18 protein-coding genes are annotated in these 24,387 nt (G+C 38.7%); 2 read left to right on the top strand and 16 right to left on the bottom strand.

Features of this window, described 5'->3' with window-relative positions; all coding sequences use genetic code 11:
- Position 1 precedes the first annotated feature (1 nt).
- The 10 genes from ACFX4W_RS10905 to gatC all read right to left on the bottom strand — a co-directional run bounded on the left by ACFX4W_RS10905 (position 2) and on the right by gatC (position 13,080).
- Entirely contained in the window at positions 2-1,807 is a 1,806-nt protein-coding gene (locus ACFX4W_RS10905; protein ID WP_043975793.1) for an ATP-binding protein, read from the bottom strand.
- A 23-nt stretch (positions 1,808-1,830) separates the two neighbouring features.
- The gene (locus ACFX4W_RS10900; RefSeq protein ID WP_043975795.1) at positions 1,831-2,814 is read right to left on the bottom strand and encodes a BMP family ABC transporter substrate-binding protein; all 984 of its coding nucleotides are present in this window, start codon (positions 2,812-2,814) and stop codon (positions 1,831-1,833) included.
- A gap of 172 nt (positions 2,815-2,986) precedes the next feature.
- Positions 2,987-3,217: an excisionase family DNA-binding protein gene (locus ACFX4W_RS10895; RefSeq protein WP_043975797.1), complete on the bottom strand. Its 231-nt coding sequence runs from the start codon at positions 3,215-3,217 to the stop codon at positions 2,987-2,989.
- A 13-nt stretch (positions 3,218-3,230) separates the two neighbouring features.
- On the bottom strand, positions 3,231-5,969 hold the full coding sequence (locus tag ACFX4W_RS10890) for a GTPase domain-containing protein (RefSeq protein ID WP_043975799.1): 2,739 nt from the start codon (positions 5,967-5,969) through the stop codon (positions 3,231-3,233).
- Between the two features lie 195 nt (positions 5,970-6,164).
- Positions 6,165-6,980, bottom strand: a complete 816-nt coding sequence (locus ACFX4W_RS10885; RefSeq protein WP_013055060.1) for a YitT family protein — start codon at positions 6,978-6,980, stop codon at positions 6,165-6,167.
- A 254-nt stretch (positions 6,981-7,234) separates the two neighbouring features.
- On the bottom strand, positions 7,235-8,608 hold the full coding sequence (gene rlmD, locus ACFX4W_RS10880) for a 23S rRNA (uracil(1939)-C(5))-methyltransferase RlmD (RefSeq protein ID WP_280558979.1): 1,374 nt from the start codon (positions 8,606-8,608) through the stop codon (positions 7,235-7,237).
- Positions 8,609-8,703: 95 nt separating this feature from the next.
- Positions 8,704-9,636 carry a diacylglycerol kinase gene (locus ACFX4W_RS10875; protein WP_016762783.1) on the bottom strand — a complete coding sequence of 311 codons (933 nt, stop codon included), beginning with the start codon at positions 9,634-9,636 and terminating at the stop codon, positions 8,704-8,706.
- Between the two features lie 234 nt (positions 9,637-9,870).
- Positions 9,871-11,301, bottom strand: a complete 1,431-nt coding sequence (gene gatB / locus ACFX4W_RS10870) for an Asp-tRNA(Asn)/Glu-tRNA(Gln) amidotransferase subunit GatB (protein ID WP_013055057.1) — start codon at positions 11,299-11,301, stop codon at positions 9,871-9,873.
- 14 nt (positions 11,302-11,315) lie between these two features.
- Positions 11,316-12,773, bottom strand: coding sequence for an Asp-tRNA(Asn)/Glu-tRNA(Gln) amidotransferase subunit GatA (gatA, locus tag ACFX4W_RS10865; protein WP_013055056.1), 1,458 nt, complete (start codon positions 12,771-12,773; stop codon positions 11,316-11,318).
- A gap of 16 nt (positions 12,774-12,789) precedes the next feature.
- Positions 12,790-13,080, bottom strand: a complete 291-nt coding sequence (gene gatC / locus ACFX4W_RS10860) for an Asp-tRNA(Asn)/Glu-tRNA(Gln) amidotransferase subunit GatC (protein WP_013055055.1) — start codon at positions 13,078-13,080, stop codon at positions 12,790-12,792.
- Between the two features lie 365 nt (positions 13,081-13,445).
- Between gatC and ACFX4W_RS10855 the strand changes: the two genes are divergently transcribed.
- Positions 13,446-13,931 (top strand): DUF3920 family protein, encoded by a 486-nt coding sequence (locus ACFX4W_RS10855; protein WP_043975804.1) that lies wholly within the window; start codon positions 13,446-13,448, stop codon positions 13,929-13,931.
- Between the two features lie 55 nt (positions 13,932-13,986).
- Here the strand turns inward: ACFX4W_RS10855 and ACFX4W_RS10850 are convergent, their stop codons facing one another.
- From ACFX4W_RS10850 to pcrB, 4 genes are read right to left on the bottom strand one after another with little or no spacing between them, the layout of a single operon-like run.
- Positions 13,987-15,180, bottom strand: a complete 1,194-nt coding sequence (locus ACFX4W_RS10850) for a CamS family sex pheromone protein (RefSeq protein ID WP_014461929.1) — start codon at positions 15,178-15,180, stop codon at positions 13,987-13,989.
- Positions 15,181-15,193: 13 nt separating this feature from the next.
- Positions 15,194-17,200 (bottom strand): NAD-dependent DNA ligase LigA, encoded by a 2,007-nt coding sequence (gene ligA, locus ACFX4W_RS10845; RefSeq protein ID WP_043975807.1) that lies wholly within the window; start codon positions 17,198-17,200, stop codon positions 15,194-15,196.
- A 20-nt stretch (positions 17,201-17,220) separates the two neighbouring features.
- Positions 17,221-19,470 carry a DNA helicase PcrA gene (gene pcrA, locus ACFX4W_RS10840; RefSeq protein WP_013081449.1) on the bottom strand — a complete coding sequence of 750 codons (2,250 nt, stop codon included), beginning with the start codon at positions 19,468-19,470 and terminating at the stop codon, positions 17,221-17,223.
- Between the two features lie 28 nt (positions 19,471-19,498).
- Entirely contained in the window at positions 19,499-20,197 is a 699-nt protein-coding gene (gene pcrB, locus ACFX4W_RS10835; RefSeq protein WP_016762776.1) for a heptaprenylglyceryl phosphate synthase, read from the bottom strand.
- A 512-nt stretch (positions 20,198-20,709) separates the two neighbouring features.
- On the opposite strand from pcrB, the gene ACFX4W_RS10830 reads away from it, so the two are divergent.
- Positions 20,710-22,092: a glycine--tRNA ligase gene (locus ACFX4W_RS10830; protein ID WP_237075103.1), complete on the top strand. Its 1,383-nt coding sequence runs from the start codon at positions 20,710-20,712 to the stop codon at positions 22,090-22,092.
- Positions 22,093-22,129: 37 nt separating this feature from the next.
- On the opposite strand, the gene ACFX4W_RS10825 is transcribed toward ACFX4W_RS10830, so the two are convergent.
- Positions 22,130-22,435, bottom strand: a complete 306-nt coding sequence (locus tag ACFX4W_RS10825) for a YerC/YecD family TrpR-related protein (protein ID WP_013081447.1) — start codon at positions 22,433-22,435, stop codon at positions 22,130-22,132.
- A 147-nt stretch (positions 22,436-22,582) separates the two neighbouring features.
- Entirely contained in the window at positions 22,583-24,331 is a 1,749-nt protein-coding gene (locus ACFX4W_RS10820; RefSeq protein WP_025752917.1) for an adenine deaminase C-terminal domain-containing protein, read from the bottom strand.
- Positions 24,332-24,387: the final 56 nt, after the last annotated feature.

Raw genomic sequence — 24,387 nt, 5'->3', positions numbered from 1 at the left:
CTTAATGTAGAGGAAATTTAATAACAAAAACTGTGCCGCGGGAAGAAGTAGATAATAATTTAATCTGTCCTCCGTGGCTTTCTAGAATACGCTGAGCAATGGGCAGACCAAGACCTGTTCCGCTATCTTTTGAAGTGGAAAACGGCTGGTACAGAGAATGCTGCATATGCAAAGGAATTCCTTTTCCAGTATCTTCAATGTATAGACAGTAGCTATCTTCATGAACCTGCGAGTAGATTGTAATGACTCCTTCTCCATCCATGGCTTCCATACTGTTTCGAATTAAATTATGAAGAACTTGTTTGATTTGTTTTTCATCTACCTTTAATATATACGGCTGCAGTTTCACATCGAAGATAAGCTTATCTTTTTCTGTGAATTTGCTTGAGTGAGTAATCAAAGGCAATAGCTCATTAATAATCTCCTGCATGCTGACCTTTTTCATCACTGGAGTCCCTGGTTTTGATAACAACAGCATTTCTTCAATGATGTAGTTAATCCTCTCTAGCTCTTTCATAAGCAGAGGCAGGTAAAAACGCTTTTTCTCCTCATCAGAAAGAGACTGATTCATAAGAGATATAAATCCATGAATCACGGCAAGAGGATTACGAATCTCATGAGCAGCTCCGGCTGCCACTTCTCCAACTAGAGCGAGTTTCTCAGACTGATGCATTCGCTTTTCTAATTCTTCAGTATCCGATATATCAATGAAGTAAAAAATTCTCCCGATGCTTTCGTTCTGCTCGTTAAACAGCTGCGTTTGAGAGGCTAAAAAGCAATAGCACGTCTCTTTCGTTCCAAATAATACTTTTTTATTTTCATGAATTTCTCCCGAATTCAACATGCTCCAAAATTCAGTATTATATTCCGGACATTCTTCCATATACCCGCAAATATCCTTTTCGTCGAGATCTAAAAACTGCTTTGCTGAGGTATTGGCAAATATACTATTTGTCTCATCTTCCACTGTAATAATTCCAACAGGCAGTGAATTTAAGATCTGCTGGCGATACGCTTTATCTTTAATGATTTTCCAAAATGAATCTTCTAAACTAACCGACATTTGATTAATAGAAGCCGAAAGCTGCTTCAGCTCGATTTGCTTTGTGTCTTGAAGAACAAGACCGTATTCTCCGTCTGCAATGTCATTCACTTTTTCAATCATTTGTTCAATTGGTTTCGTAAGGCTCGCACTCATGCGATAAGAAACATAAAGAGAAGCCAAAATAGCACTTACTGTTAAAATTAATAGTAAAATTAATGAATCTTTAATAATGACAGACAGTGTATCTGATAGTATATCAAGTGAATCAACCGTCTCTTCTTTTGAACTATTAATATCTTTTTTTATCTGATGCAAATCCGGCAAATAATTTTCCTTAAGATACTCTTTTGCTCCCTCTATATCTCCATACTTCAGCAGTCCTTGTACGTTATTAGAAATCTTAAAATCCAGCAGCTCAATTTTTTCCTTCAGTGGAATCAACGATTTTGGCACAGGCTGCTTATATCTTTCATTATTTTCGATAACTCGTGTATCATATGATTGATATTCTTCTATCAAAGAGACAGTGGGGTTCTTTAGATTATTTTTCACAATGTATTCTTTTATGTTCAGCTGCTCTTCCCAATAAGAAAGCCACACCATTTGAGGAACATCTTCATTTTTAATTTCGTTGCTTACATGATTCATTTTATCAACGGCATGCACTAAAACTAAAGAGAACCCGCTTAACATGAATGTAATCAAAAGAAGAATCGTTAATATTTGGCTACGGAATGACATGTTGCGAAATAATTGATTCATAATCATCTCTTTCTTTTTCATAGTTACTTCGGCTGTGTAGACATTCTAACTTTCGAATATAAAATTTGTTTTTCCCGTTTACTGTACATCGGCCCAAAAGGCGCAAGCTTATAAACACCGTCCCTGGCGTCAAGTTTGACTTCTCCAGATGGAAGACCTTTTTTACTGAAATAGTCTTTCATAATCACGTTGTAAGCTTGAGGAACATCGTTGATCACGCTGGTTAAAATAACAGACCTACCCATGTACGCCTGATCATCTAAATATCCTATTACGTACATTCCTTGTGCTTTCGCTTCTTGAATAACTTCTTGATTATACGCATTTCCTTTAGCATAAACGATATCGACGCCTTCATCTTTTAACTCACGGAGCAGCTTTACTGCTTTTACTCCATCGTCTCGGCTGTTTACAACTCGATAATAAAAAGCAATCGATGAATCGTACGCTTTTATGCCTTGTTCAAATCCTGGATTTTTTTCTTTTGCAAATGTATCGAGTAATCCAATTTTTTTCGTTTGTGTCTTCATGGCAGCTGCCGTGCCTGCCAGGTGCTCTATTTTTGTTTGATCAAATGTATATACCGTTTGGTTTTTATAAGTTGAAGTACCGTGGATGGTGACGAAATGAACATGAGGATACTTAGGAGCGAGTTCTGTAAAAACGGTAGAAAATTCTCTTCCATGTCCAATTACGACTTTTGTTCCATTTTGAATAACTTTTTCAGAAGCTTCCTTCATTTTTTGGTTCGTATTTACTTCGCTAATAACTTGAGCCGAAATAGGATACTGCTGCTCGATGTTGATTTTTCCTTTATAAGCTAGACTGCCCCAGCTTTGATCTGTCAGTACATCAGAGGTGAGAATTGCAACGCTTGTTTTTTCTACTTTTTTTGTCGTTTGCTGACTTATAATCCCTTGTGTTTTCGAAATAATAATAATTAAAAACGAAGCGACAACAATCAGGGCAAGCAATAAAATCAGCCTTAACTGTCTTGATCGTTGCATAAACCTTCTCCTTTTTGTTTAGCATACTTTCATTATATAAAAAAAGCATCTAAAAAGACTACATCTTTAACGAAATTCCAACTTTTTTCGACATTTCTTTCATATCTTACCTTTTTTAACACTTTCATTCCAAAAGAAAAAAGCAGAAAACATCTGTTTTCTGCTTCTGCCTTCAATCTTCATCTTTTACATCCATATCTTCAGGGATAGGCTCACTTAGATATTCTTCAATTTGTTTTTTGTACTTTTCCATTTGCTCTAAATGGGTGTTAAACTGCTCTTTATTTAATAAGTAGTTTTCACCATCAAATATAGCTCGTACTTTTCCTTCTTGAATCAATTTATGCACATATTCTTCAGGAAAAGATAGATACTCTGCTGCTTCTTTTATCGTTAAATACATCCTGCTCCACCTTTTATACGTTGTAGTGTACTTCTTCTGTAGCTTTAACCATTAACTCATACTGACGCAAGCTCAGCTGGAATAATGTTAAAGGATCATAGTAAGCTTCAGGATTGGCTTTCATATGACTTAACACGTCTTGATTTTCATTAATATGCGCCTGTGTTTCTTCAATCGTTTCTTTTAAAACCTCTTTTGGCTTTTCAAAGAATAGTTCAATATCAACTTCTAAATTTTTCTCAAATAAATTAAATTGCATAAAAAACTTTGTCAGCATTGATTCTGTGATATCTTGATAGTCTTGACTTTCAATGTACTTTTTATATTGATTATAAAGCAGCGTTTGGTTTTGAAGAATGGAAGAAAACAGTTTTCCCGCTCCTTTTAACAAGAGCTGCGTTGGATTAACGCGAAGTAAAATATTTTCTTCATCAAGCTGAACCCGATTAGCCATACGATTAACGTCGCGGCGCCAGTCGTCCAGCACTTTAAAATCGCAGGCTAACGTTAATTTTTGCTCATTGTACATCTTATTTAATGACTCTGCTACTTCTTCAATGTCTACTTGACTCGCAATCAGCTCTTCATTTGATGTAGCAATCCAGTCCTTTAAAGAAATGCGGAACTTGGGCAGGACATCTTGCTGCAAGTGCTCTTCCACGCGCATATTCATTTGTTTATTCAGCTCAATGTGAACCGTACTAAAATCACTGTCTTCCTTCACTAATTCTGAAGACTTTTTGAGTAAACGAGGAATTTTATTTTTTAGTTTTTTGCTAATATCCTCTTTGATTCCGTGATAAGCCGAAACAATAATACTTGCTTTTTCTTGTTCTAAGTCATCTACTCGATGCAAGAAGCCATTTAATCGCACAAGCATATCTTCGTTCCATTTAATGCTTTCAATCAAATGATTTTCTGTTTGATTTCTCTTCTCCACTAAGCTCTTTAGCATGCTTTGAATGAAGAACAGCAGTCTGCGCGCACGCTCTTCTACTCCAACGTCGTTTGGATCGTAATAGAAATTAGCTTTAATAAACTGAGCCAAGTCTCCGTGGTGCTGACTCGATACGTAGTGAGGCGTATAGGCTAATACATGTGCCTCCGGGAAATCAGCTCCAATGCTTGCTTCAAATTCTTTTGTAATTCGCTCAATCGTTGCTTGATTATAAAGACTGTCCATATTGTTGATAACAAAATGAACTGGCGTATTTGGCGCATGCTCTTTGATCTCCAGCAATAATTCTCTTTCTTCATCAAGCAGCGATTCTTTTGCATCAAGCACAAACAGTAAACCATCTGCTAAAGGAGCATATTTAAATGCATCCTGCTCACGTGCCTCTTGTTCTGTAAAGCTTGGCGTAACAATGCATGAACAATTATGCTTATCAAGGAACGCAAAAGGTTTTTTCACTTCTACAAGCGCCTGGTGAGGAGATTGCTCCGCTCCGTCAATCGTTTCCATCGGAATGATTTCTTGATCAGCGATTTGCTGGATAGATTCTTCCTCATCATGAATGAACACAAAGGTTGTTTCGTGATTTTGCGGTACCTTTTCTTCCGTAATCGATCCAACAAATGAAGACGTTGCAGCATTTGTTCCTGTAATTAATAAGTGTGTCGTATGAGCATCTAATAAGAAATCTACCCACCATTTAAAGGTGTGCCCCACTTCTAAACCATTTTCATTAGCCCATTTAATAATGCCATGGCAAAGCTTATAGTGATATTCAAGACCATCAATGTCGTTACGCGCCTCAAAAATTAATCTGCCTGCATTTTCGATTGTAATGGTATCAATAGTTGACGGAAACTTTTCATTCCATGAAAGCACGGCCGCAGACGGAAATAACGCACGTGACTTATTGGTAATTTTAAGCCAGTTTGTTAATACGTTCGGAATGACTTCATGCAATTCCTTTACAGAATGATCACTTTCCATTAAGTCAGTGTACGTCTCTTGATAAAGAGTTGAAATCTCTTGCCAATAATCATAGAGGCCCACTTCAATATTCAAGAAAATATCATTGATGGTTTTAATCCAAGCAAGATAAGGAGGCTGACTCTTATATTGTTTCCATAAAGCTGAGACAAGCTGTTTGAAATACACTTGATCCACTTTGTAAAATGCAATCATCACTTGATAAAAATAGTTAGGGATAAAGTTTGCTGTATATCCTTTATCTACGTAAGTCTTTAATATCGCAAACCAATTTAACGATTCCGTTCGAATACACTCATCTACCGCAAGCTCCACTGCGCTGTTAAAGTCTTCTTGCTCTTCATAAAATCTGCGTGCAATCGCCGTGACGTTTGGATAATCCGGCTGAGAAGCAACCAGCTCGTTAATGACTTCATAAGCTCGTTCAATATTGTTATGGTCCGTATAAAGCGAAAATAGCTTTAGCGCTATTTCAGCTTTTAATACTTTTGAATCCGTTTCGATGGATAGGTAAAGCTCTTCAGCTAGCGTAGACAACCCCAATTCATAATGCGCGTCGGCTGTATTTTTCTTTGCCCACAGCTTAAACTCGCCATTTACATTCTCCCACTTAAAAATCGCAGACTCAAAATCTTGATTATGGAAGTACACTTCTCCCTGGGCTAAGCGAACGAGCGATAAGTCATACCACTCTTTTTGCTGCTCTTCGTAATAAGCTTGTCCAAGGACTTTTACAGGCGGCTGATTTTCATTTTCTTGCATAAACGTTTCGTAATATTTCTTTTTCGTTAACTGATATTCTACCGTCATATAGTCTCTCCTTTTTGATGTTAATATTTTATGTACTCTATCAAATTCCCTTTTTTATACTTTTCATACACGATATTTTCTTATTCATATTTTACGCAAAAAAAGCCTCAAGAACTACTCTTAAGGCTTTTTTTATAACTTTTATACTATAAAAATGGCTATTTATCATAAATCGACGCTGAAATAGCCAATATATTAATAGGCATCCCGTCGAAACAGCCCCATTACTTCTACCGTTTCCGTAATATTTACGAAAGCTTCAGGATCCACCGATTGAATTAACTGCTTGAGGTTTGCAAGCTCATAGCGTGAAATCACCGTCATTAATATTTTACGGTCTTCTCTTGAATAAGCTCCTTCACCGTTCATTAACGTCACGCCGCGCACCAAATTCGTAAGAAGCTGCTGCTTCATTTCTTCACCTTTTCTCGTAATAATGGTTAATGTGAGCTTAATATGGCGAGTGTGAATCGCATCCACTACTTTTCCTGTGACGAAAATCGAAAGCATCGTATATAAAGCCGCGTCCCAATTCACAAAAAAACCTGAAACAAACACAACCACGGCATTCATCGCTGATAATATAGCGCCAAGCGGAAATTCTTTTTTATGCGTAAGAAGCATCGCAATAATATCAAATCCACCTGTCGAAGCTGACTGACGAAAAACAAACCCTACGCCAATTCCAGTTAAAACTCCTCCAAAAACAGCTGACAGAATAGGATCTGTACTAACAGCTCTCAAGGGAATCACGTATAGAGCAATTGATAAAGCCACAACGGACAGCAGCGTATGTAAAACAAACCGCTTTCCTAACTTCATAAAACCAATAATTAAAAGGGGTAAATTTAACAAAAAATTCATTGTTCCCGTGCTTGCAGGCGTTAAAATTCCTATAATCATAGCAATACCGCTAATGCCGCTGCTTAACACTTTATGGGGGATTAAAAACCAATTGTATGCAAATCCAATTAACACAGAACCTGCTATAATAGCAATTGCTCTATACACGATGTCCCTTCACCTCTTACCACAAATATAATGTTTTCATTTCTTGCTTCTTTATTATAATTCCTAAAATATTGAAAACCTTAAAAAAAGTATATTCAGAAATTTACTGTGTTGGTGGGGTGGACAAACGGCAAAATAAAACGGACATACAAGCAGTTAATGCTTTTAGTATAGAAATTCTGACTTTACTTTTTTCGTACTTGTTTAAGCAAAAAAGCTGCTATCTTTACTAAGATAGCAGCTTTGATGAAGAGTTATTTTAATTTTAATACAGCCACATTCTCCACATGCGTCGTATGCGGAAACATATCAACAGGCTGAACTTCAACCGTCTCATATCCCCCTTTTTCTAAAATAGCTAGGTCACGTGCGAGAGTTGCTGGTCCGCATGAAACATAGACAACTTTTTTCGGCTTCATGTCAATGATGGTATTCAAAAGAGCTTCGTCGCATCCTTTTCGCGGCGGATCTACGACGATGACGTCCGCTTTGATGCCTTGTTTGTACCAGTTTGGAATGACGACTTCTGCTTCGCCTACTTCAAATTCAGCGTTGTGAATACCGTTTAGCTCAGCGTTGCGCTTTGCATCTTCAATTGCTTCAGGCACGATTTCAACGCCATATACTTTTTTCGCTTTTTGAGCGAGAAATAACGAGATTGTTCCGATTCCACAGTAGGCGTCAATTACCGTTTCTTCTCCTGTTAAATCTGCATACTCAAGCGCTTTGTCATAAAGCACTTTCGTTTGCTCAGGGTTTACTTGGTAAAATGATTTTGCTGAAATGGCAAATTTAACGTCGCCGATATAATCGTAAATATATTCTTCTCCCCAAAGTACGTTCGTTTTGTTCCCTAAAATGACGTTTGTGCGCTTGCTGTTTACGTTTTGAACAATTGATTTCACGTTCGGCACGGCTTCGATAATGTCTTCTATAATACGCTTTTTGTTTGGCAGCTCAGCTGTACGAGTCACAATGACAACCATGATTTCACCCGTTACAAGTCCGTAGCGCGCCATGATATGACGAAGTGAGCCTTTATGTTTTTGTTCTTGATAAGCAGAAACGCCATGCTTTTCACAGATTGATTTGACAGCTTGAACAACATCATCATTTGCCTGCTGCTGAATCAAACAGGCATCCATGTTAATGATGTCGTGGCTTCGCTGCTGATAAAACCCAGCGATCAAACCGCCTTCTCGTTCTGCTACGGGAACTTGAGCTTTGTTTCGATAGCGCCAAGGATCGTTCATTCCTAGGGTCGAATGTACCGGAACGTCAGGTAAATGGCCAATTCGCGCCATGACGTCTTTTACTTGTTTTTGTTTAAATTGCAGCTGTCCTTCATAGCTTACATGCTGCAGCTGACAGCCTCCGCACTGCTTGTAGACCGGACAGGGTGCTTCAACACGCTGTTCACTAATTGTATGGTGCTTGATAAGCTTGCCAAACGCATAGCCTTTTTTTACTTTAATGACTTTTACTTGGCCGCTTTCGCCGGGCAGCGCATTTTGAACGAAAACAGGAAATCCGTTCACTTTCGCTACACCCGCTCCGTCATGCGTTAAATCTTCAAACGCAACATCTATATATTCATTTTTTTCTACAGGTGGTTTTAATTTTTCCATTTATCGTTACATCCTTTTAGTCATTTGAAAATGCTGAACTGATTGTACCATAAGAGCCAAAGCCAAACAAAGAAAAGCATGAAAAAAGATCGCAATTAGGCGATCTCATTTTTTTCCATCAATTCAGCTGTTGCTTTTGGAACAAAGATTTCTACATGGCGATATAAGTTTACAAATTCCCCAGGCAATAATCCGCCGTACTCGCCATCTAGATTTAACTGCATTTTATCATTTGTATGAATTTTAACACGGTTCGCTTTTGTGTAGATAATATGAGGATCATTGATGTGTTCTCCTCGCAGCGCAAGTGTCGCAATTCGAATAAATTCAGCTAAATTTGCTTTCTTTAAAATAATTAAATCAAACATGCCGTCATCTAAAGAAGAATCTGGTGCCAGCTTTTCAAAACCGCCGACTGAGTTCGTTAAGGAAACGAGGAAGAACATAATCTCGCCGCCAAAGAATTTTCCGTCATACTCAATTTCAACAGATGTTGGTTTAATAGAAGGAAGCATTTCCATGCCTTTTAAATAGTAAGCTAGCTGTCCAAGCATTGTTTTTAACTTGCTTGGCACTTCATATGTTAATTCAGTTAAACGGCCGCCTCCGGCGATATTTACAAAGTAATGCGTTTCTCCGTCGTTTGTTACACAGCCCAAGTCAATTGGCTTTGTTACGCCTTCTACAATGACATCAATAGCGCCTTCAATCGTACGTGGCACATTAATGGCACGAGCAAAGTCGTTGGTTGTTCCAACAGGAATAATACCTAGTTGCGGACGATAGTCTTGTCCAGCGATACCGTTTACGACTTCATTGATGGTACCGTCTCCACCGGCTGCAATTACAACGTCAAAACGACGTTCTACTGCTACTTTAGCAGCTTCTGTTGCATCACCAGCGCAAGTTGTAGCATGACAAGATGTTTCGTAGCCTGCTTGCTCTAGCTTTTGCAAGACTTCCGGTAAGTTTTTCTTAAAAATTTCACGGCCCGATGTCGGGTTATAAATAATTCTCGCTCTTTTCATATTCATCATCCTAATAATGATAATTTGTCACAAATCTTTGCCTACTTTTATCAGTGAAAGAATGCCCCCTCACATTACATCATCAACAAGAGGGGGCATGAACAAACATATTATAAAGAAATTAACCTTGATATACAATATTCACGTTTCGGTTTTTATTCATACCTTCAGCGCGATCGCCCTTACTCATAATAAATGTGAGATGGATATCCACCTCACATTTAGTTATCAAATTTAGCGTTTATTAATTTCTTCTAAAAGAATTTTATTAACCATCGGTGGGTTCGCTTGGCCTTTTGAGGCTTTCATAATTTGACCAACTAAGAAGCCAATTGCACGATCCTTACCGTTTTTGAAATCTTCAATAGATTGAGGGTTTGCATCTAATGCATCTGTTACGAATTTACGTAAAGTTGCATCATCAGAAATTTGTACAAGACCTTTTTCTTTTACAATTTTCTTTGCATCTCCGCCATTTTCAATTAATTCTTTGAATACTTTTTTCGCAATTTTAGACGAAATTGTACCTTCTTGAATTAATTGAATCATACCAGCTAGACCTTCAGGTGTTAAGGCTACATCTGAAAGTTCTTTTTGGTTTGAGTTTAAGTAAGCAGAAACTTCACCCATTAACCAGTTAGAAGATAGCTTCGCATCTCCGCCCGCAGCAAGCGTTGCTTCAAAGAAATCAGACATTTCTTTTGTTAGCGTTAATACCATTGCATCATAAGCAGGTAAGCCAAGCTCTTCTACATAGCGCTTTTTACGAGCATCTGGAAGTTCAGGAATCGAAGCACGAACGCGTTCTTTCCACTCTTCGTCGATGTGTAATTCTAATAAGTCAGGCTCTGGGAAGTAGCGGTAGTCGTCAGATCCTTCTTTTACACGCATTAGAATTGTTTCGCCCGTAGACTCGTCAAAACGGCGTGTTTCTTGCTCGATTAAGCCACCAGACAATAACACTTTTTCTTGACGAATTTCTTCGTGTTCAAGACCGCGGCGCACATAGTTAAATGAGTTTAAGTTCTTTAACTCAGCTTTTGTACCGAACTCTTCTTGTCCAACTGGACGTAAAGAAATATTGGCATCACAGCGAAGTGAACCTTCTTCCATTTTACAATCAGATACGCCTGTATATTGAATAATTGATTTTAATTTTTCTAAATAAGCATATGCTTCTTCAGGAGAACGCATATCTGCTTCTGATACAATCTCAATTAGAGGTGTACCTTGACGGTTGAAGTCTACTAGTGAATAGCCATCGCCTGTATGCGTTAGCTTCCCAGCATCTTCTTCTAAATGAAGTCGGTTGATACGAATACGCTTCGTTTCACCTTTAACTTCTACTTCAATCCAACCGTTCTCGCCAATTGGTTTATCAAATTGAGAGATTTGATAAGCTTTTGGGTTATCCGGATAGAAATAGTTTTTACGGTCAAACTTTGTATCTGTTGCGATTTCACAGTTTAGCGCAAGCGCTGCTTTCATTGCAAAATCAACTGCTTCTTTGTTTAACACAGGTAATACGCCAGGATAACCTAAGTCAATTACACTTGTGTTAGCATTTGGAGCCGCACCAAATGCGTTTGGACTTGCTGAGAAAATTTTAGATTTTGTCTTAAGCTCAACGTGTACTTCAAGACCAATAATCGTTTCAAAGTTCATCTTTATCTCACCCCTTACAGTGCTGGTTTCGCTTTATGATGCTCAGTTGCTTGTTCGAATGCATGAGCAACACGATAGATTGTGCTTTCGTCGAAATGCTTACCGATAATTTGTAACCCTAATGGCAATCCATTTGATAAGCCGCAAGGCACAGAAATACCAGGTACTCCAGCAAGGTTTACTGGGATTGTTAAAATATCGTTTGCATACATTGTTAATGGATCATCTGTTTTCTCACCAATTTTGAATGATGGAGTTGGCGTAGTTGGCCCAATGATAACGTCATAGTTTTCAAATACAGACTCAAAGTCTTGCTTGATTAACGTACGTACTTGCTGTGCTTTTTTGTAGTAAGCATCATAATAACCAGAGCTTAACGCAAATGTTCCAAGCATGATACGGCGTTTTACTTCGTTTCCAAAGCCTTCGCTTCGAGACTGCTTGTACATTTCGATTAAGTTCTCAGCATTATCTGTACGATATCCGTAGCGAACGCCGTCAAAACGAGATAAGTTAGCAGACGCTTCAGAAGAAGATAATAGATAATACGTAGCTAATGCGTATTTAGAGTGTGGAAGTGATACTTCTTCCCAAGTTGCGCCTAGTCCTTCTAACACTTTTAGTGCATCTAAAACAGACTGGCGAGCTTCTTCGCCTACACCTTCGCCTAAGTATTCTTTTGGAACAGCAATTTTAAGACCTTTTACGTCACCTGTTAAAGCAGATACATAATCCGGTACATCAACATTAGCAGAAGTAGAATCCATTGGGTCTACGCCTGAAATTGCTTGAAGTAAGTATGCATTATCTTCAACAGAATTTGTGATTGGTCCGATTTGATCTAAAGAAGATGCAAATGCCACTAATCCGTAACGAGATACGCGACCATACGTTGGTTTTAATCCGACAACACCGCAATAAGCAGCTGGCTGACGAATTGAACCACCTGTATCAGAACCTAAAGAAAACGGAACTTCTCCTGCTGCTACAGCTGCAGCTGAACCACCGCTAGATCCACCTGGTACGTAATCTAAATTCCATGGGTTGCGCGTTAACTGAAGACCTGAGTTTTCAGTTGAAGAACCCATTGCGAATTCATCCATATTTAATTTACCGATTGTTACCGCTTCAGCTGCCTGCAATTTTTGAACAACTGTTGCATCATAAATCGGATCAAAGTTTGCTAGAATTTTACTAGAGCAAGTTGTACGCAAATCTTTTGTGACAATATTATCTTTTACACCGATTGGCATACCAAATAATAGGCCAAATTCATCTTTTGTTTGTAGTGCTTCATCTAGCTCTTTTGCATAAGCACGAGCATTGTCTTCATTAAGCGCTAAGAACGCACCTACTTTATCATCTACTTCATTAATACGTTTATATGATTCGTCTACTAAATCTTGTACACGTACTTCTTTCTTGTGTAAAAGGCTATGTAGTTCTGAAAGTTTACGATCGAATAAAGACATCGTAAAGCCTCCTTCCTTATTCTAAAATAGTTGGCACTCGAATGTAGCCATCCTTGTGGTCTGGCGCATTTTTTACTACGTCTTCAATTGGTAAACCTTTAGCTGGCTTATCTTCACGCATTACGTTTTTCATATCCAATACGTGAGAAGTTGGTTTTACATTTGTAGTATCTAACTCATCTAATTGTTCTGCATATGTAATAATAGCATCTAATTGTTTTGTAAATAGTTCTGCTTCGTCATCCGTCACCGCAAGTCTCGCTAAGTTTGCAACGTGTTTTACTTGATCAACAGAAATTCTTGACATGTTCCTTCACCTCCGAATATTCGTCCCACTACAATATACTGATAATACCAAACTTCACTAGCAACAGGCAACATTTCTGAGACTAGTTCCTAAAATATTAAAAACCCCGCCAGGCAAGACAGGGCTTACATTTATCACTTCTATTTTATACCAAATCTATTTCATCCAAACAACATTCCATACTTTTCCTTCGTCATAAAATATTTCTCTCTTGCATAGGTATAAAATAACCTTCTTTTTAGAAAAGATAGATAGAAAGAGAAACATGCTTCAGATGAACACACCACCATGTTTTAATTTCACTAGTCTTTGGGAAAGTAAAGAAAACGAATAACTACTTTACCGTAAAAGAGGTGCTATAAAAATTGAATAAAATACTTATACAGTCAGTCATCCACCAGCGCCCTGTGTATCAGCAAAGCGGAAGATGGTTTGTATTAGATGAAGAATTCAAGTGGGATTTGCCCACCTTGCAAAAAGATGTTTTTGCTTGTTTAAATAAAGCCTTTCATATTCCTATCATTTTTTGTGATTCATGCGAAGCCAATAAAATTGTCTCTGCTCTTGGAGAAGAAGAAGCAGAATACCTGCAGTTTGCATCAGGCGTTTACTGGCGAGAAGTCGGCATTATATTTATTTTTAAATTTGATGACTATCTTCCGCTTATTGAAACGATCTTTCACGAGCTGCGCCACTATATTCAAGATCACATCCCTTATTATCAGAAAGAATTTGAGCTGGATAAAAAGCGCCCGTATGAAGAGCGGACAACCGAACAAGATGCGTTTGCATTTGCTGCTTATTATCTTGCTAAGTTTACGAGACAAAATTCTCACGCCATTTCTTCATAGGAGGCAATTTCATAGAATTGAAAAAAGACACTGCTTGAGCAGTGTCTTTTTTTGCTTACTCTTCGTAAATATGAACGAACGGCTTGTCTTCATCTGCTTTTCTAACAATGAGCGCTTCCGGTCCGCTTACTGAGTTAATAGAGATACTCGTTTCCATATATGAAGGGAAATGATCAAGCATTAAACCAGCAACGTACTGAGTAAATCCTACAATTTCACCTTTTCCGTAAAATTGTACGGGAATATCAATCGTCATTTTTTGAAGCTGTCCATCTTTGTAATACCCTTTCCCTACTACGCTTGTAAAGTTCGGGAAATAGTCTTCGATTTGCGCTTTAAACTCATCAAATTTCATCGCATCATCTCGGTGATCTTTTGTTGCATCTGATGATGGGAATAAATAATATTGCTCGTCTAAATTATCCCAGCTGCCAACGGCCGTATCATTTGAACCTGCATTTCCGACAGCTATAAAGTTACCCGGTGTTAAAGAGGACTTAGCACTTTGTTTGAATAATGCTACTCGAACTGGCACATTTTCTAAGCCTTTGATGTTGCGCATACGCTTAACAATCTCATCTGCCATTTGCTTTCCTTGGGCTTCAATCTCTTTATTTGTAAGCTTCACTTCACGAGCATAACCATTTTCTTCTGTATAATAATGAACGGAATTCATCGCCAGGCCAATTGTGACGCCTCCAAGTTTTACCTTGTCGTCTCCGTCTTGAATAAGGTAGTCTTGCTCAGTAATGTTCGCTAAGTACATTGGACTTGTTTCATTACGAGTTTTCAAATCGCCTTTTTCTGTATCGATTGGGTTTAATCCATTGTTTTTAAGCTTCTTTTTCGCCGTATCATCTTTTGTTTTGCTTTGAAGATCTTTAAACTGTTTATCGCTCAGCTTACGGCTTAACCATGAGCGAATAGTATCTTTATCAAGGTACTGGCCTTCTTGATACACATATTTTTTCGGAGAATAGCTATCTGTCGATAAGCGCATTAAGCCTGTTTCAAATTCTTGCGCATCCAAGCGGTTGTTTAAGTTTGCTGCTACTAAGCCTCTTGCCACTCCCGCTTTAAATGGAAGAATTGTTCGGTAATAATCATCTGAAATACTATACTTCGGAATAACTGCTTTTTCTTTCTTATTGTTGGTTTGTTGAACAGTCTCTTTATCGTCCGAAAGATTCGGTGCACACGCTGAAGTTACAAGCATGACCGCAAGAGAAAGTAACAATATCTTTTTCAACTACACACACCTCTTATTTATTTAATTCCGTAAGTAGCCTTGCCTCATCCCATACTTCAATTTCAAGCTCGTTAGCTTTTGTCAGTTTGGAACCAGCCTCTTCCCCTGCCACAACAAGGTCTGTCTTTTTACTTACGCTTCCTGTGACTTTACCGCCAAGTGCTTCAATTTGTGCTTTTGCATCATTGCGAGATAACTGTTCAAGCTTACCTGTTAATACAACGGTTTTACCAGCAAAAACAGAATCTACATTTTCTACACTTACAAGCTTGGGTCCTTTGTATGTAAGGTTTACTCCATACTCTTTTAATTCATGTATAAGTTCTTGAACCTCTTCTTGTGTAAAGTAAGCGACAATAGCATCAGCCATTTTGGCACCAATTTCATTAATTGCCACTAATTCATCATACGTTGCTTTTGTTAACTTGTCTATGGTTTCAAAGTGCTGAGCTAACGTCTTTGCAGCTTTTGCTCCGACATGGCGAATGCCCAAACCAAAAAGCAAACGCTCAAGCGAATTTTCTTTCGATGCTTCGATGGCTGCAATCAAATTATCAGCAGATTTCTCACCCATGCGCTCAAGCTCGATTAACTGCTGTTTTGTAAGCGTATAAATATCCGCTACGTCTTTAATTAACTGTTCGCGAAATAATTGCGATATAACTTTTTCACCAAGTCCATCAATGTTCATCGCATTGCGGGACACGAAATGAATAAGTCCTTCACGAATTTGAGCAGGACAGCTTGGATTAATGCAGCGAAGCGCAACTTCTCCTTCTAAACGCACCAGTTCACTTTCACATTCCGGGCAGTGAGTAGGCATCGTAAACTCTTGCTCTTCTCCCGTTCGCTTCTCCTCAATCACATTCACTACCTCAGGAATAATATCTCCTGCTTTTTTTACTACGACATAATCTCCGATCCGAATGTCTTTTTCACGAATCAAATCTTCATTGTGAAGAGACGCACGCTGTACCGTCGTACCTGCTACTTGAACAGGCTCCAAAATAGCTGTTGGCGTAATGACACCTGTACGGCCTACCGTCAGTTCAATATCTACAAGCTTGGTTACAACTTCTTCAGCAGGAAACTTATAAGCAATAGCCCAACGTGGACTTTTGGCCGTTGTTCCAAGCTCAGCCTGCTGATCAAATGAATCTACTTTTACAACAATGCCATCAATATCATAAGATAGTTCTGGACGTTGCGTTTGCCAGCTTTCGATGTAAGCAATCACATCATCAATGGTTTCACACGTCTGTCTTTCCTTATTTGTTTTAAAACCAAGCTCATCGAGTAAATTCAAACTTTCGCTGTGAGAGTCGATTTCTAATTCTCCTGTATCAGTCATGGCATATACAAAGATATCTAAATTACGTTTTGCCGCAATTTTAGGATCTAGCTGACGCAGTGAGCCTGCAGCTGCGTTACGCGGGTTAGCAAACGGAACTTCATCCCTTTCCATTTTTGCTTCATTAAGTGCTTCGAATGATTTTCTCGGCATAAATGCTTCTCCGCGAACTTCCATTGATAATGGTTCTTTAATTCGCAGTGGAATAGAGCGAATTGTTTTCAAGTTTTCAGTAATATTTTCACCCGTCGTACCGTCTCCGCGCGTAGCTCCCAGCACTAAGTATCCATCTTCATAGCGAAGAGATACAGCAAGGCCGTCAATTTTAAGTTCGCATACATAAGAAAACTCATCTCCAACGGCTTGGCGCACTCGGCGATCAAAATCCCGAAGGTCTTCTTCATTAAATGCATTTCCTAAACTTAGCATAGACGTTTGATGCTGAACCTTCTCAAACGCATCGAGCACTTGGCCGCCGATGCGCTGAGTAGGTGAGTCAGCTGTTTTTAATTCTGGAAATGATTCTTCTATCTCAATTAACTCATTCATTAATTTATCGTATTCTGCATCTGGAACAGATGGCTGATCTAACACATAATATTCATAGCCATATTGATTTAATAAGTCGCGTAATTCTTGAACGCGTGATTTTGCTGTCTCAAACTCCATATTCTAGCTCCTTTTCACGATTACACTTTCGTAACCGGGGCAAATTTAGCAAGCAGTCTTTTTACACCTGTAGGACTAGGAAAAGCAATGTCTAATTCTTTTGAATCTCCTTCTCCTTTTACACTTACAACTGTACCAATTCCCCATTTTTTATGCTCGGCCTTGTCTCCAACGCTCCATCCAATTGATTCACTGCCTGTTGACACAAGCTTCGTTTTTGCCACGGCCGCTTGTCGGCGCGCTGCAAAAGGCGAAGCTGAAGCCCCTGAACGACCAGCAGCAGGTTTGCGCATTGCTTCATTTAAAGATTCCACAAGCTCGCTTGGGATTTCTCCAATGAAGCGGGATTTTGGATTAACGTTTGTTTTACCAAATAGTGTGCGCATTTGAGCATTTAATAAATACAATTCTTGTTCAGCACGCGTAATCCCTACGTAGGCTAAGCGTCGTTCCTCTTCCATTTCATTATCTTCGAATAATGATCGGCTATGAGGGAATACGCCTTCTTCCATACCCATTAGAAAAACAACCGGGAACTCTAGACCTTTTGCCGAGTGAAGCGTCATCAGAATCACTTGTTCGTTCTCTTCTTCTTCCTCGTCGTCAAGCTTATCGATATCAGCAACAAGTGCTAAATCGGTTAAAAATGCTACTAAGCTTTTATCTTCACTTGCTTCTTCAAACGTTTTTGTGACAGATAAAAACTCATCAATATTCTCTAAACGGCTTTGTGCTTCAATTGTTTTTTCCACTTTAAGCGCTTCACGGTATCCTGTTCTTTCTAATACTTGTTCCACAAGCTCTGTAACAGACATATAGTCTTGCATTTGAGCTAAGTTCGAAATCATCGATTGGAAATCACGAAGGGCTTTTGTTGCTTTGCCTGTTAACCCCATTAATTCTACTTCATCCAGCGCTTTGAAAATAGAAATGTCATGAACGTTTCCATAATTGGCCACTTTATCGACTGAAGTAGCTCCCACTCCGCGCTTTGGAACGTTCACAATACGAGCTAAGCTAATGTCATCATCTTGGTTGGCAATTAAGCGCAAGTACGCAAGCAAATCTTTAATCTCTTTGCGGTCGTAGAACTTAATGCCGCCGACAATTGTATAATTAATATTGGATTTTAACAGCACTTCCTCCATCACACGAGACTGTGCATTTGTACGATACAAAATGGCAAAATCACTGTATTTACGCTTTCCGCTGTCTACTGCTTCTTTAATTTTACGTGCTACAAACTGTGCCTCATCATGCTCACTCATTGCTTGGTAATGATAAATCTTCTGACCTTCATCGTTTTCCGTCCATAAGTTTTTCACTTTACGATTCATATTGTTTGCAATGACGCCGTTTGCCGCAGCCAAAATCGTTTTAGTTGAACGATAATTTTGTTCAAGCAAAATAGTTTTGGCTTTTGGGTAATCTTTTTCAAATGACAAGATATTTGTAATATCAGCCCCGCGCCAGCGGTAAATAGACTGATCTGAATCCCCTACTACGCATACATTTTCAAATCTTGCAGCTAGCAAGCGAACCAGCATATACTGTGCATGGTTTGTATCTTGATACTCGTCCACATGAATATATTGAAACTTGCGCTGATAGTAAGTTAACACTTCAGGAACTCGTTTAAATAGCTGAATCGTTGTCATAATCAAATCATCAAAATCGAGCGCTTGGTTTTTCTTTAAACGCTTTTCATACTCTTTGTAGACTTTGCTTACAACTTCTTCATACGGTCCCGCTGCTGTTTTATCAAATTCTTCCGCTACTTTCAGTTCATTTTTAGCTGAACTAATGCTTCCTAATAACGAGCGCGGATCGAATTTTTTTGGATCGATGTTTTGATCTTTTAAAATATTTTTAATAACGGACAGCTGATCCGTTGAATCTAAAATCGTAAAGTTACGATTAAAGCCAATACGATCAATATCTCTTCGTAAAATACGCACGCACATCGAGTGGAACGTTGAAATCCAGATATCTTCTGCCACTCCGCCAACGATATTTGAAACACGCTCTCTCATTTCACGAGCTGCTTTGTTTGTAAAAGTAATGGCTAAAATATTCCAAGGTGCAACTTCTTTTTCTGCCATTAAAAACGCAATTCGATGCGTTAATACACGTGTTTTCCCACTTCCTGCACCGGCCATAAGTAATAGTGGTCCGTCTGTCGTTTTAACTGCCTCTTGTTGCTGAGGGTTTAATCCTGTTAATAATTTTTCACTTAAAAAATTCACGTTTTCACCGCCTATATCGAACATATATTCTCTATTCTACTTTATTTATTTTTCACTGTGCAATATTCTTTTTTACTGCTTTTACAGTTTTTAACGCTTCCGATAAATTTGTATAAATAACATTTCCTACAATAACCGTATCGGCTAGCTCTCCCATCTCACTCGCTTGCTCTTTTGTCTCAATACCTCCGCCGTAAAATAATTTCGTCTCATTTAGTGAATTTTTCACTTCTGCCACTAATTCAGGATCTCCATACGTTCCGCTGTATTCTAGATAAAAAACGGGCAAATGAAACATGCGTTCAGCCATACGAGCATACGCTACAACGTCTTCTGCATCCAAATCTGTTTTCGCTTCCGTTAGCGCAGCTACTTTTGCTTCGGGGTTAAGTACGCAGTATCCTTCTACAAAAATTTCATCCCAGTCCATGATCTCTCCGTATTCCTTCATAGCTGCGTGATGTAAATCAACAATCCACTTTGGATCCTTGCTGTTTAAAACGGTCGGAATAAAATAAGAATCAAACCCAGGTGTTACAGAGTCAATTGTTGATACTTCAAGCGCACACGGCACCGTGTAGCGGCGAATACGCATTAACAGCTGCAGTACATTGTCTAGAGTCACTCCATCAGATCCTCCGACAAGAACCGCATCCGTGCCGGATTCGCAAATTTTCTCTAAATCTGCATCTGAAATCTCTTTATTAGGATCTAATTTAAAGACATGTCTCCACTCTTTAATATCATACATATATGTTCCTCCATTTCTTTACACTTAAAAGTTCGCGCTTGTCCATTTGTTCATTATAACAAAACTAAGGGGGTGAAATGAAAGGAAAACCGAACTTTTCATCACGTTTTTTGTTTTCAAAAAATATGTATAAAAGATATGGTTTTATCCTCAAATCCCCGAAGAAAACATCACAAAAAAAGCCCATTTTGCACAAGGTTATTGTTTCTCTGCATAGGATATGCTAATATATAGCTACTAAAATTCATATGATATACGCTGAAGGATCAATAGTACTTAAATCCTCTTCACAAAGCGAACTAGGGACGGTGGGAGCCTAGAGAATGGTTTAAGGAAAAGGCAATCTGGAGTATATACAGACGAAGGTGGATACATTTTGTATCAACCAGGGTGGAACCGCGGGAAAAACTCTCGTCCCTGGGCATATTGTTGATATGCCCAGGGACGAGAGTTTTTTTGTACCCGCTCTTTTTGTTTCGCTTGAATCACTACCATTTACAGGAGGAATTAGAATGTCAAAAACAATGGATCAAATCGTATCTCACGCTAAACACCGCGGCTTTGTATTTCAAGGATCTGAAATTTACGGCGGTCTTGCAAATACATGGGATTACGGCCCGCTTGGCGTAGAATTAAAAAACAATATTAAAAAAGCATGGTGGAAAAAATTCATTCAAGAATCTCCATACAACGTTGGTTTAGACGCTGCGATTTTAATGAATCCAAAAACATGGGAAGCTTCTGGTCACTTAGGAAACTTTAATGACCCAATGATCGACTGTAAGGATTGTAAAGCCCGTCATCGTGCCGATAAATTAATTGAAGAAAAACTTCAAGAAAAAGGCCTTGAAATGATCGTAGACGGCCTTTCATTTGATGCAATGGCTGACTTAATTAAAGAACATGAAATTACATGTCCTGAGTGTGGTTCAGCTAACTTCACTGAAATTCGTCAATTTAACTTAATGTTCAAAACGCACCAAGGTGTAACTGAAACATCAACAAATGAAATTTACCTTCGTCCTGAAACAGCTCAAGGTATTTTCGTAAACTTTAAAAACGTTCAGCGCTCAATGCGTAAAAAGCTTCCGTTCGGTATCGGCCAAGTGGGTAAAAGCTTCCGTAACGAAATTACACCTGGTAACTTCACATTCCGTACGCGTGAATTTGAACAAATGGAACTTGAATTCTTCTGTAAACCAGGCACTGAATTAGAGTGGTTTAACTACTGGAAAGAAACATGTAACAAATGGCTTCTTTCTCTTGGTATGAAAGAAGAAAACGTTCGTCTTCGCGATCATGATGATGATGAACTTTCTCACTACAGTAATGCAACAACAGACTTTGAATACAAGTTCCCATTCGGCTGGGGAGAACTATGGGGCGTAGCTTCTCGTACAGACTATGACTTAAAGCAGCATATGGAACACTCTGGAGAAGACTTCCAATATGTTGATCAAGAAACAAACGAACGCTATGTACCTTACTGCATCGAGCCTTCTTTAGGCGCTGACCGTGTAACATTAGCTTATATGATTGATGCATATGAAGAAGAAACGTTAGAAGATGGCTCTTCTCGTACAGTTATGCAGCTTCACCCTGCTTTAGCACCATTTAAAGCTGCTGTATTGCCACTTTCTAAAAAGCTTTCTAACGAAGCTCGCGCTGTCTTTGAAGATTTAGCAAAATACTTTATGATTGACTATGATGATGCTGGTTCAATCGGTAAACGTTACCGTCGCCATGATGAAATCGGTACGCCGTTCTGTATTACATTCGATTTCGATTCATTAGAGGACAATCAAGTAACAATCCGTAACCGCGACACAATGGAACAAAAACGTGTAGCAATTAGCGAACTTAAAAATATCATTGAAGAAGCAACTCAATTTTAATTAAAAAATAAGCGTATGGCTGCTTCAGCCATACGCTTTACTTTTGATTTGAATCTTCTTGAAGGCGTTCTAACACCATTTGATACGCATCGCTTCCATAATTCAAGCAGCGTTTAACACGGGAAATAGTCGCTGTGCTTGCTCCAGTTTCCGTCTCAATTTTATGGTACGTGTTGCCTTCTCTCAGCATTCTTGCTACTTCTAAGCGCTGTGCTAATGATTGAATTTCATTAACTGTACATAGGTCATCAAAAAATTGATAGCATTCTTCAAGGTTTTCTAATGATAAAATCGCTTGAAATAGCTGATCTAATTCTTTTCCTCGTAGTTTGTTGATTTGCATCGTATCGAACTCCTTTATCATTGGCTTTCTTTACTGGTTGTTTCTATCTATAAAATACAGTTTCTATATTTATTTGCACATACATTCATTCTGTATGAAGACAGCCAATTTCATACAAATTTCAAATTCCTTTGATACTTTTATATTTTAACGCATTATAGACGGAAAAAGTACTTTTTTATTCATAACATCATAAATTCCTACTGGCGTGATACGAATATAGGGCAAATGTGTAGACGAAAAGAACAGCAGTGAATAGACAGGATCATCGTGCTTGTATCCTCGCTCACCCAGCACTTTTTTGAGTTCTACCTCTCGTTTACTTAATTCCTCCATCGGCAGATTCGACATGACTCCTTTTAACGGAAGATCCAGTTCGTATACTACTTTCTCATCTTCTGTAATGACAATACCGCCTCCAATTTCTTTCATACGTTTAAATGCACACATCATATCTTTTTTCGATTTTCCAATTAAAATAAAATCACCTGTATTTGAAAATGAACTTGCCAGTCCCGATACATTTGTCGCAAATCCTTTTAACAGCGTATTGATCCGCCACTTGCCTTCTCGGTCCACAAGCACTAAAAAACTTTCATCATGATCAGAGGCTAATACATCTCCGCTCACATTCAAGTGAATTGAATACGGCTCCATAATAACAGCATTTTTCATTTTTACGCCTACTGGCATTGAAAATTGAAAATCGTCCATCGTTAAATCAAAGTCCAACTTTAACGGTGAAAAACCAAACTTTTCCCAAGGAAATTCTACTGAGGCTAATGCTTGTTCTTTGCCTTCTTTTTTCATCCACTTTCCTTTTGCTAGCACAGAGACCGGAGTAGGCCGCATAGGATCTTCTAAAATATTAATATTAGCCACACAGCCTGTTGCTACATGCCCGTGCAAATGTTCCATGTTATAATAGCGAGCAATATTTACAGACACCATATTATAAGCATCTAACACGGGAACCCCTTCTGAAATAGCTAATGTAATTAACATATCTGACACGCCATTTTGGTAAAAAGAAGGCGGAGAACCGTCTGTATTCATCGTAATATGGTCAAAGTAATCTACCTGCAGCTCTTTTAACTCCTGCAGCAATTTTGGCAAATCCGGCCGAATTGAAGAGTGGCGCAAAGCAACGTCATAGCCTTGTGTTAACCGAGCAACAACATCTTCCCCCGTCATAGACTCATGATCGCTGTCTGCTCCGAGCAATTTCATTTTTGCCAAGGTAAATGCTGACGCCCCTGGAAAATGTCCTTCAATGTGCTTTCTCATCCGTTTTGTCTCTTGAACCCAGTGAAGCATTAAATCATCTCCGTCTAAAAGCTTCGGCCAACTTGTCAGTTCGCCTCCTTGTAAGACAGCTTCATTTTGTAGCCAAGAAGTAATGTTCGTATGTGAGAAGATGTCAGCCTCTTCATCAATTTCCGTCTGCGAATCAAATCTGCACCACCAATACAGCGATTGTGGTAACGTTTTCATTTCTTCAATCAATGAAAACGCCGTTTTTTGTTCGAGCTGTAAAGCGAGAATTAAATTGTCATTAAATAAAGTCGTTGTTCCGTGCTTGGCTGCATATTGGGAAAAAGTCTGGGGATTATATAACTGAAACGGGTGAACATGCGGCTCAATATACCCAGGAACCACATATTTCTCACTGCAGTCTATAATCTCTGTAGAAGCGTCTGTGTGCTTAGGCATCTCTGAGCCGACGTATACAATACGATCTTGGTAAACCCAAATATGTGCTTTTTTCCACTGCTTCATTCGAGCGTTCAAATATGTTGCATCTTTTAAGACAATAGTTGGTGCTTTTTGACCGTTTAATACTAAGAGCTGCTGTCTAATATGTTTGCTTTTCCAGCGGTATCTTTGTTCCGGCATGCTAAATTCCCCCTAATTTACTATGTATTTTTATCGTAACACATCCTTGATGTAAA

This window comes from Priestia sp. YIM B13489, from assembly GCF_042787645.1.
GTDB classification, from domain to species: Bacteria; Bacillota; Bacilli; order Bacillales; family Bacillaceae_H; genus Priestia; species Priestia megaterium.
The sequence above is the reverse complement of the archived record's forward strand: the minus strand, read 5'-3'. Positions and strand labels throughout refer to the sequence as shown.

What these genes read in the sequence shown, in the direction of transcription:
- ACFX4W_RS10895 (WP_043975797.1), bottom strand. Translation starts at nt 3,217, where the DNA reads ATGTATTTAACGATAAAAGAAGCAGCAGAGTATCTATCTTTTCCTGAA.
- gatB (WP_013055057.1), bottom strand. Translation starts at nt 11,301, where the DNA reads ATGAACTTTGAAACGATTATTGGTCTTGAAGTACACGTTGAGCTTAAG.
- ACFX4W_RS10830 (WP_237075103.1), top strand. Translation starts at nt 20,710, where the DNA reads ATGTCAAAAACAATGGATCAAATCGTATCTCACGCTAAACACCGCGGC.
- ACFX4W_RS10900 (WP_043975795.1), bottom strand. Translation starts at nt 2,814, where the DNA reads ATGCAACGATCAAGACAGTTAAGGCTGATTTTATTGCTTGCCCTGATT.
- pcrA (WP_013081449.1), bottom strand. Translation starts at nt 19,470, where the DNA reads ATGTTCGATATAGGCGGTGAAAACGTGAATTTTTTAAGTGAAAAATTA.
- rlmD (WP_280558979.1), bottom strand. Translation starts at nt 8,608, where the DNA reads ATGGAAAAATTAAAACCACCTGTAGAAAAAAATGAATATATAGATGTT.
- ACFX4W_RS10825 (WP_013081447.1), bottom strand. Translation starts at nt 22,435, where the DNA reads ATGCAAATCAACAAACTACGAGGAAAAGAATTAGATCAGCTATTTCAA.
- ACFX4W_RS10875 (WP_016762783.1), bottom strand. Translation starts at nt 9,636, where the DNA reads ATGAAAAGAGCGAGAATTATTTATAACCCGACATCGGGCCGTGAAATT.
- ligA (WP_043975807.1), bottom strand. Translation starts at nt 17,200, where the DNA reads ATGGAGTTTGAGACAGCAAAATCACGCGTTCAAGAATTACGCGACTTA.
- gatC (WP_013055055.1), bottom strand. Translation starts at nt 13,080, where the DNA reads ATGTCAAGAATTTCTGTTGATCAAGTAAAACACGTTGCAAACTTAGCG.
- gatA (WP_013055056.1), bottom strand. Translation starts at nt 12,773, where the DNA reads ATGTCTTTATTCGATCGTAAACTTTCAGAACTACATAGCCTTTTACAC.
- ACFX4W_RS10820 (WP_025752917.1), bottom strand. Translation starts at nt 24,331, where the DNA reads ATGCCGGAACAAAGATACCGCTGGAAAAGCAAACATATTAGACAGCAG.
- pcrB (WP_016762776.1), bottom strand. Translation starts at nt 20,197, where the DNA reads ATGTATGATATTAAAGAGTGGAGACATGTCTTTAAATTAGATCCTAAT.
- ACFX4W_RS10890 (WP_043975799.1), bottom strand. Translation starts at nt 5,969, where the DNA reads ATGACGGTAGAATATCAGTTAACGAAAAAGAAATATTACGAAACGTTT.
- ACFX4W_RS10905 (WP_043975793.1), bottom strand. Translation starts at nt 1,807, where the DNA reads ATGAATCAATTATTTCGCAACATGTCATTCCGTAGCCAAATATTAACG.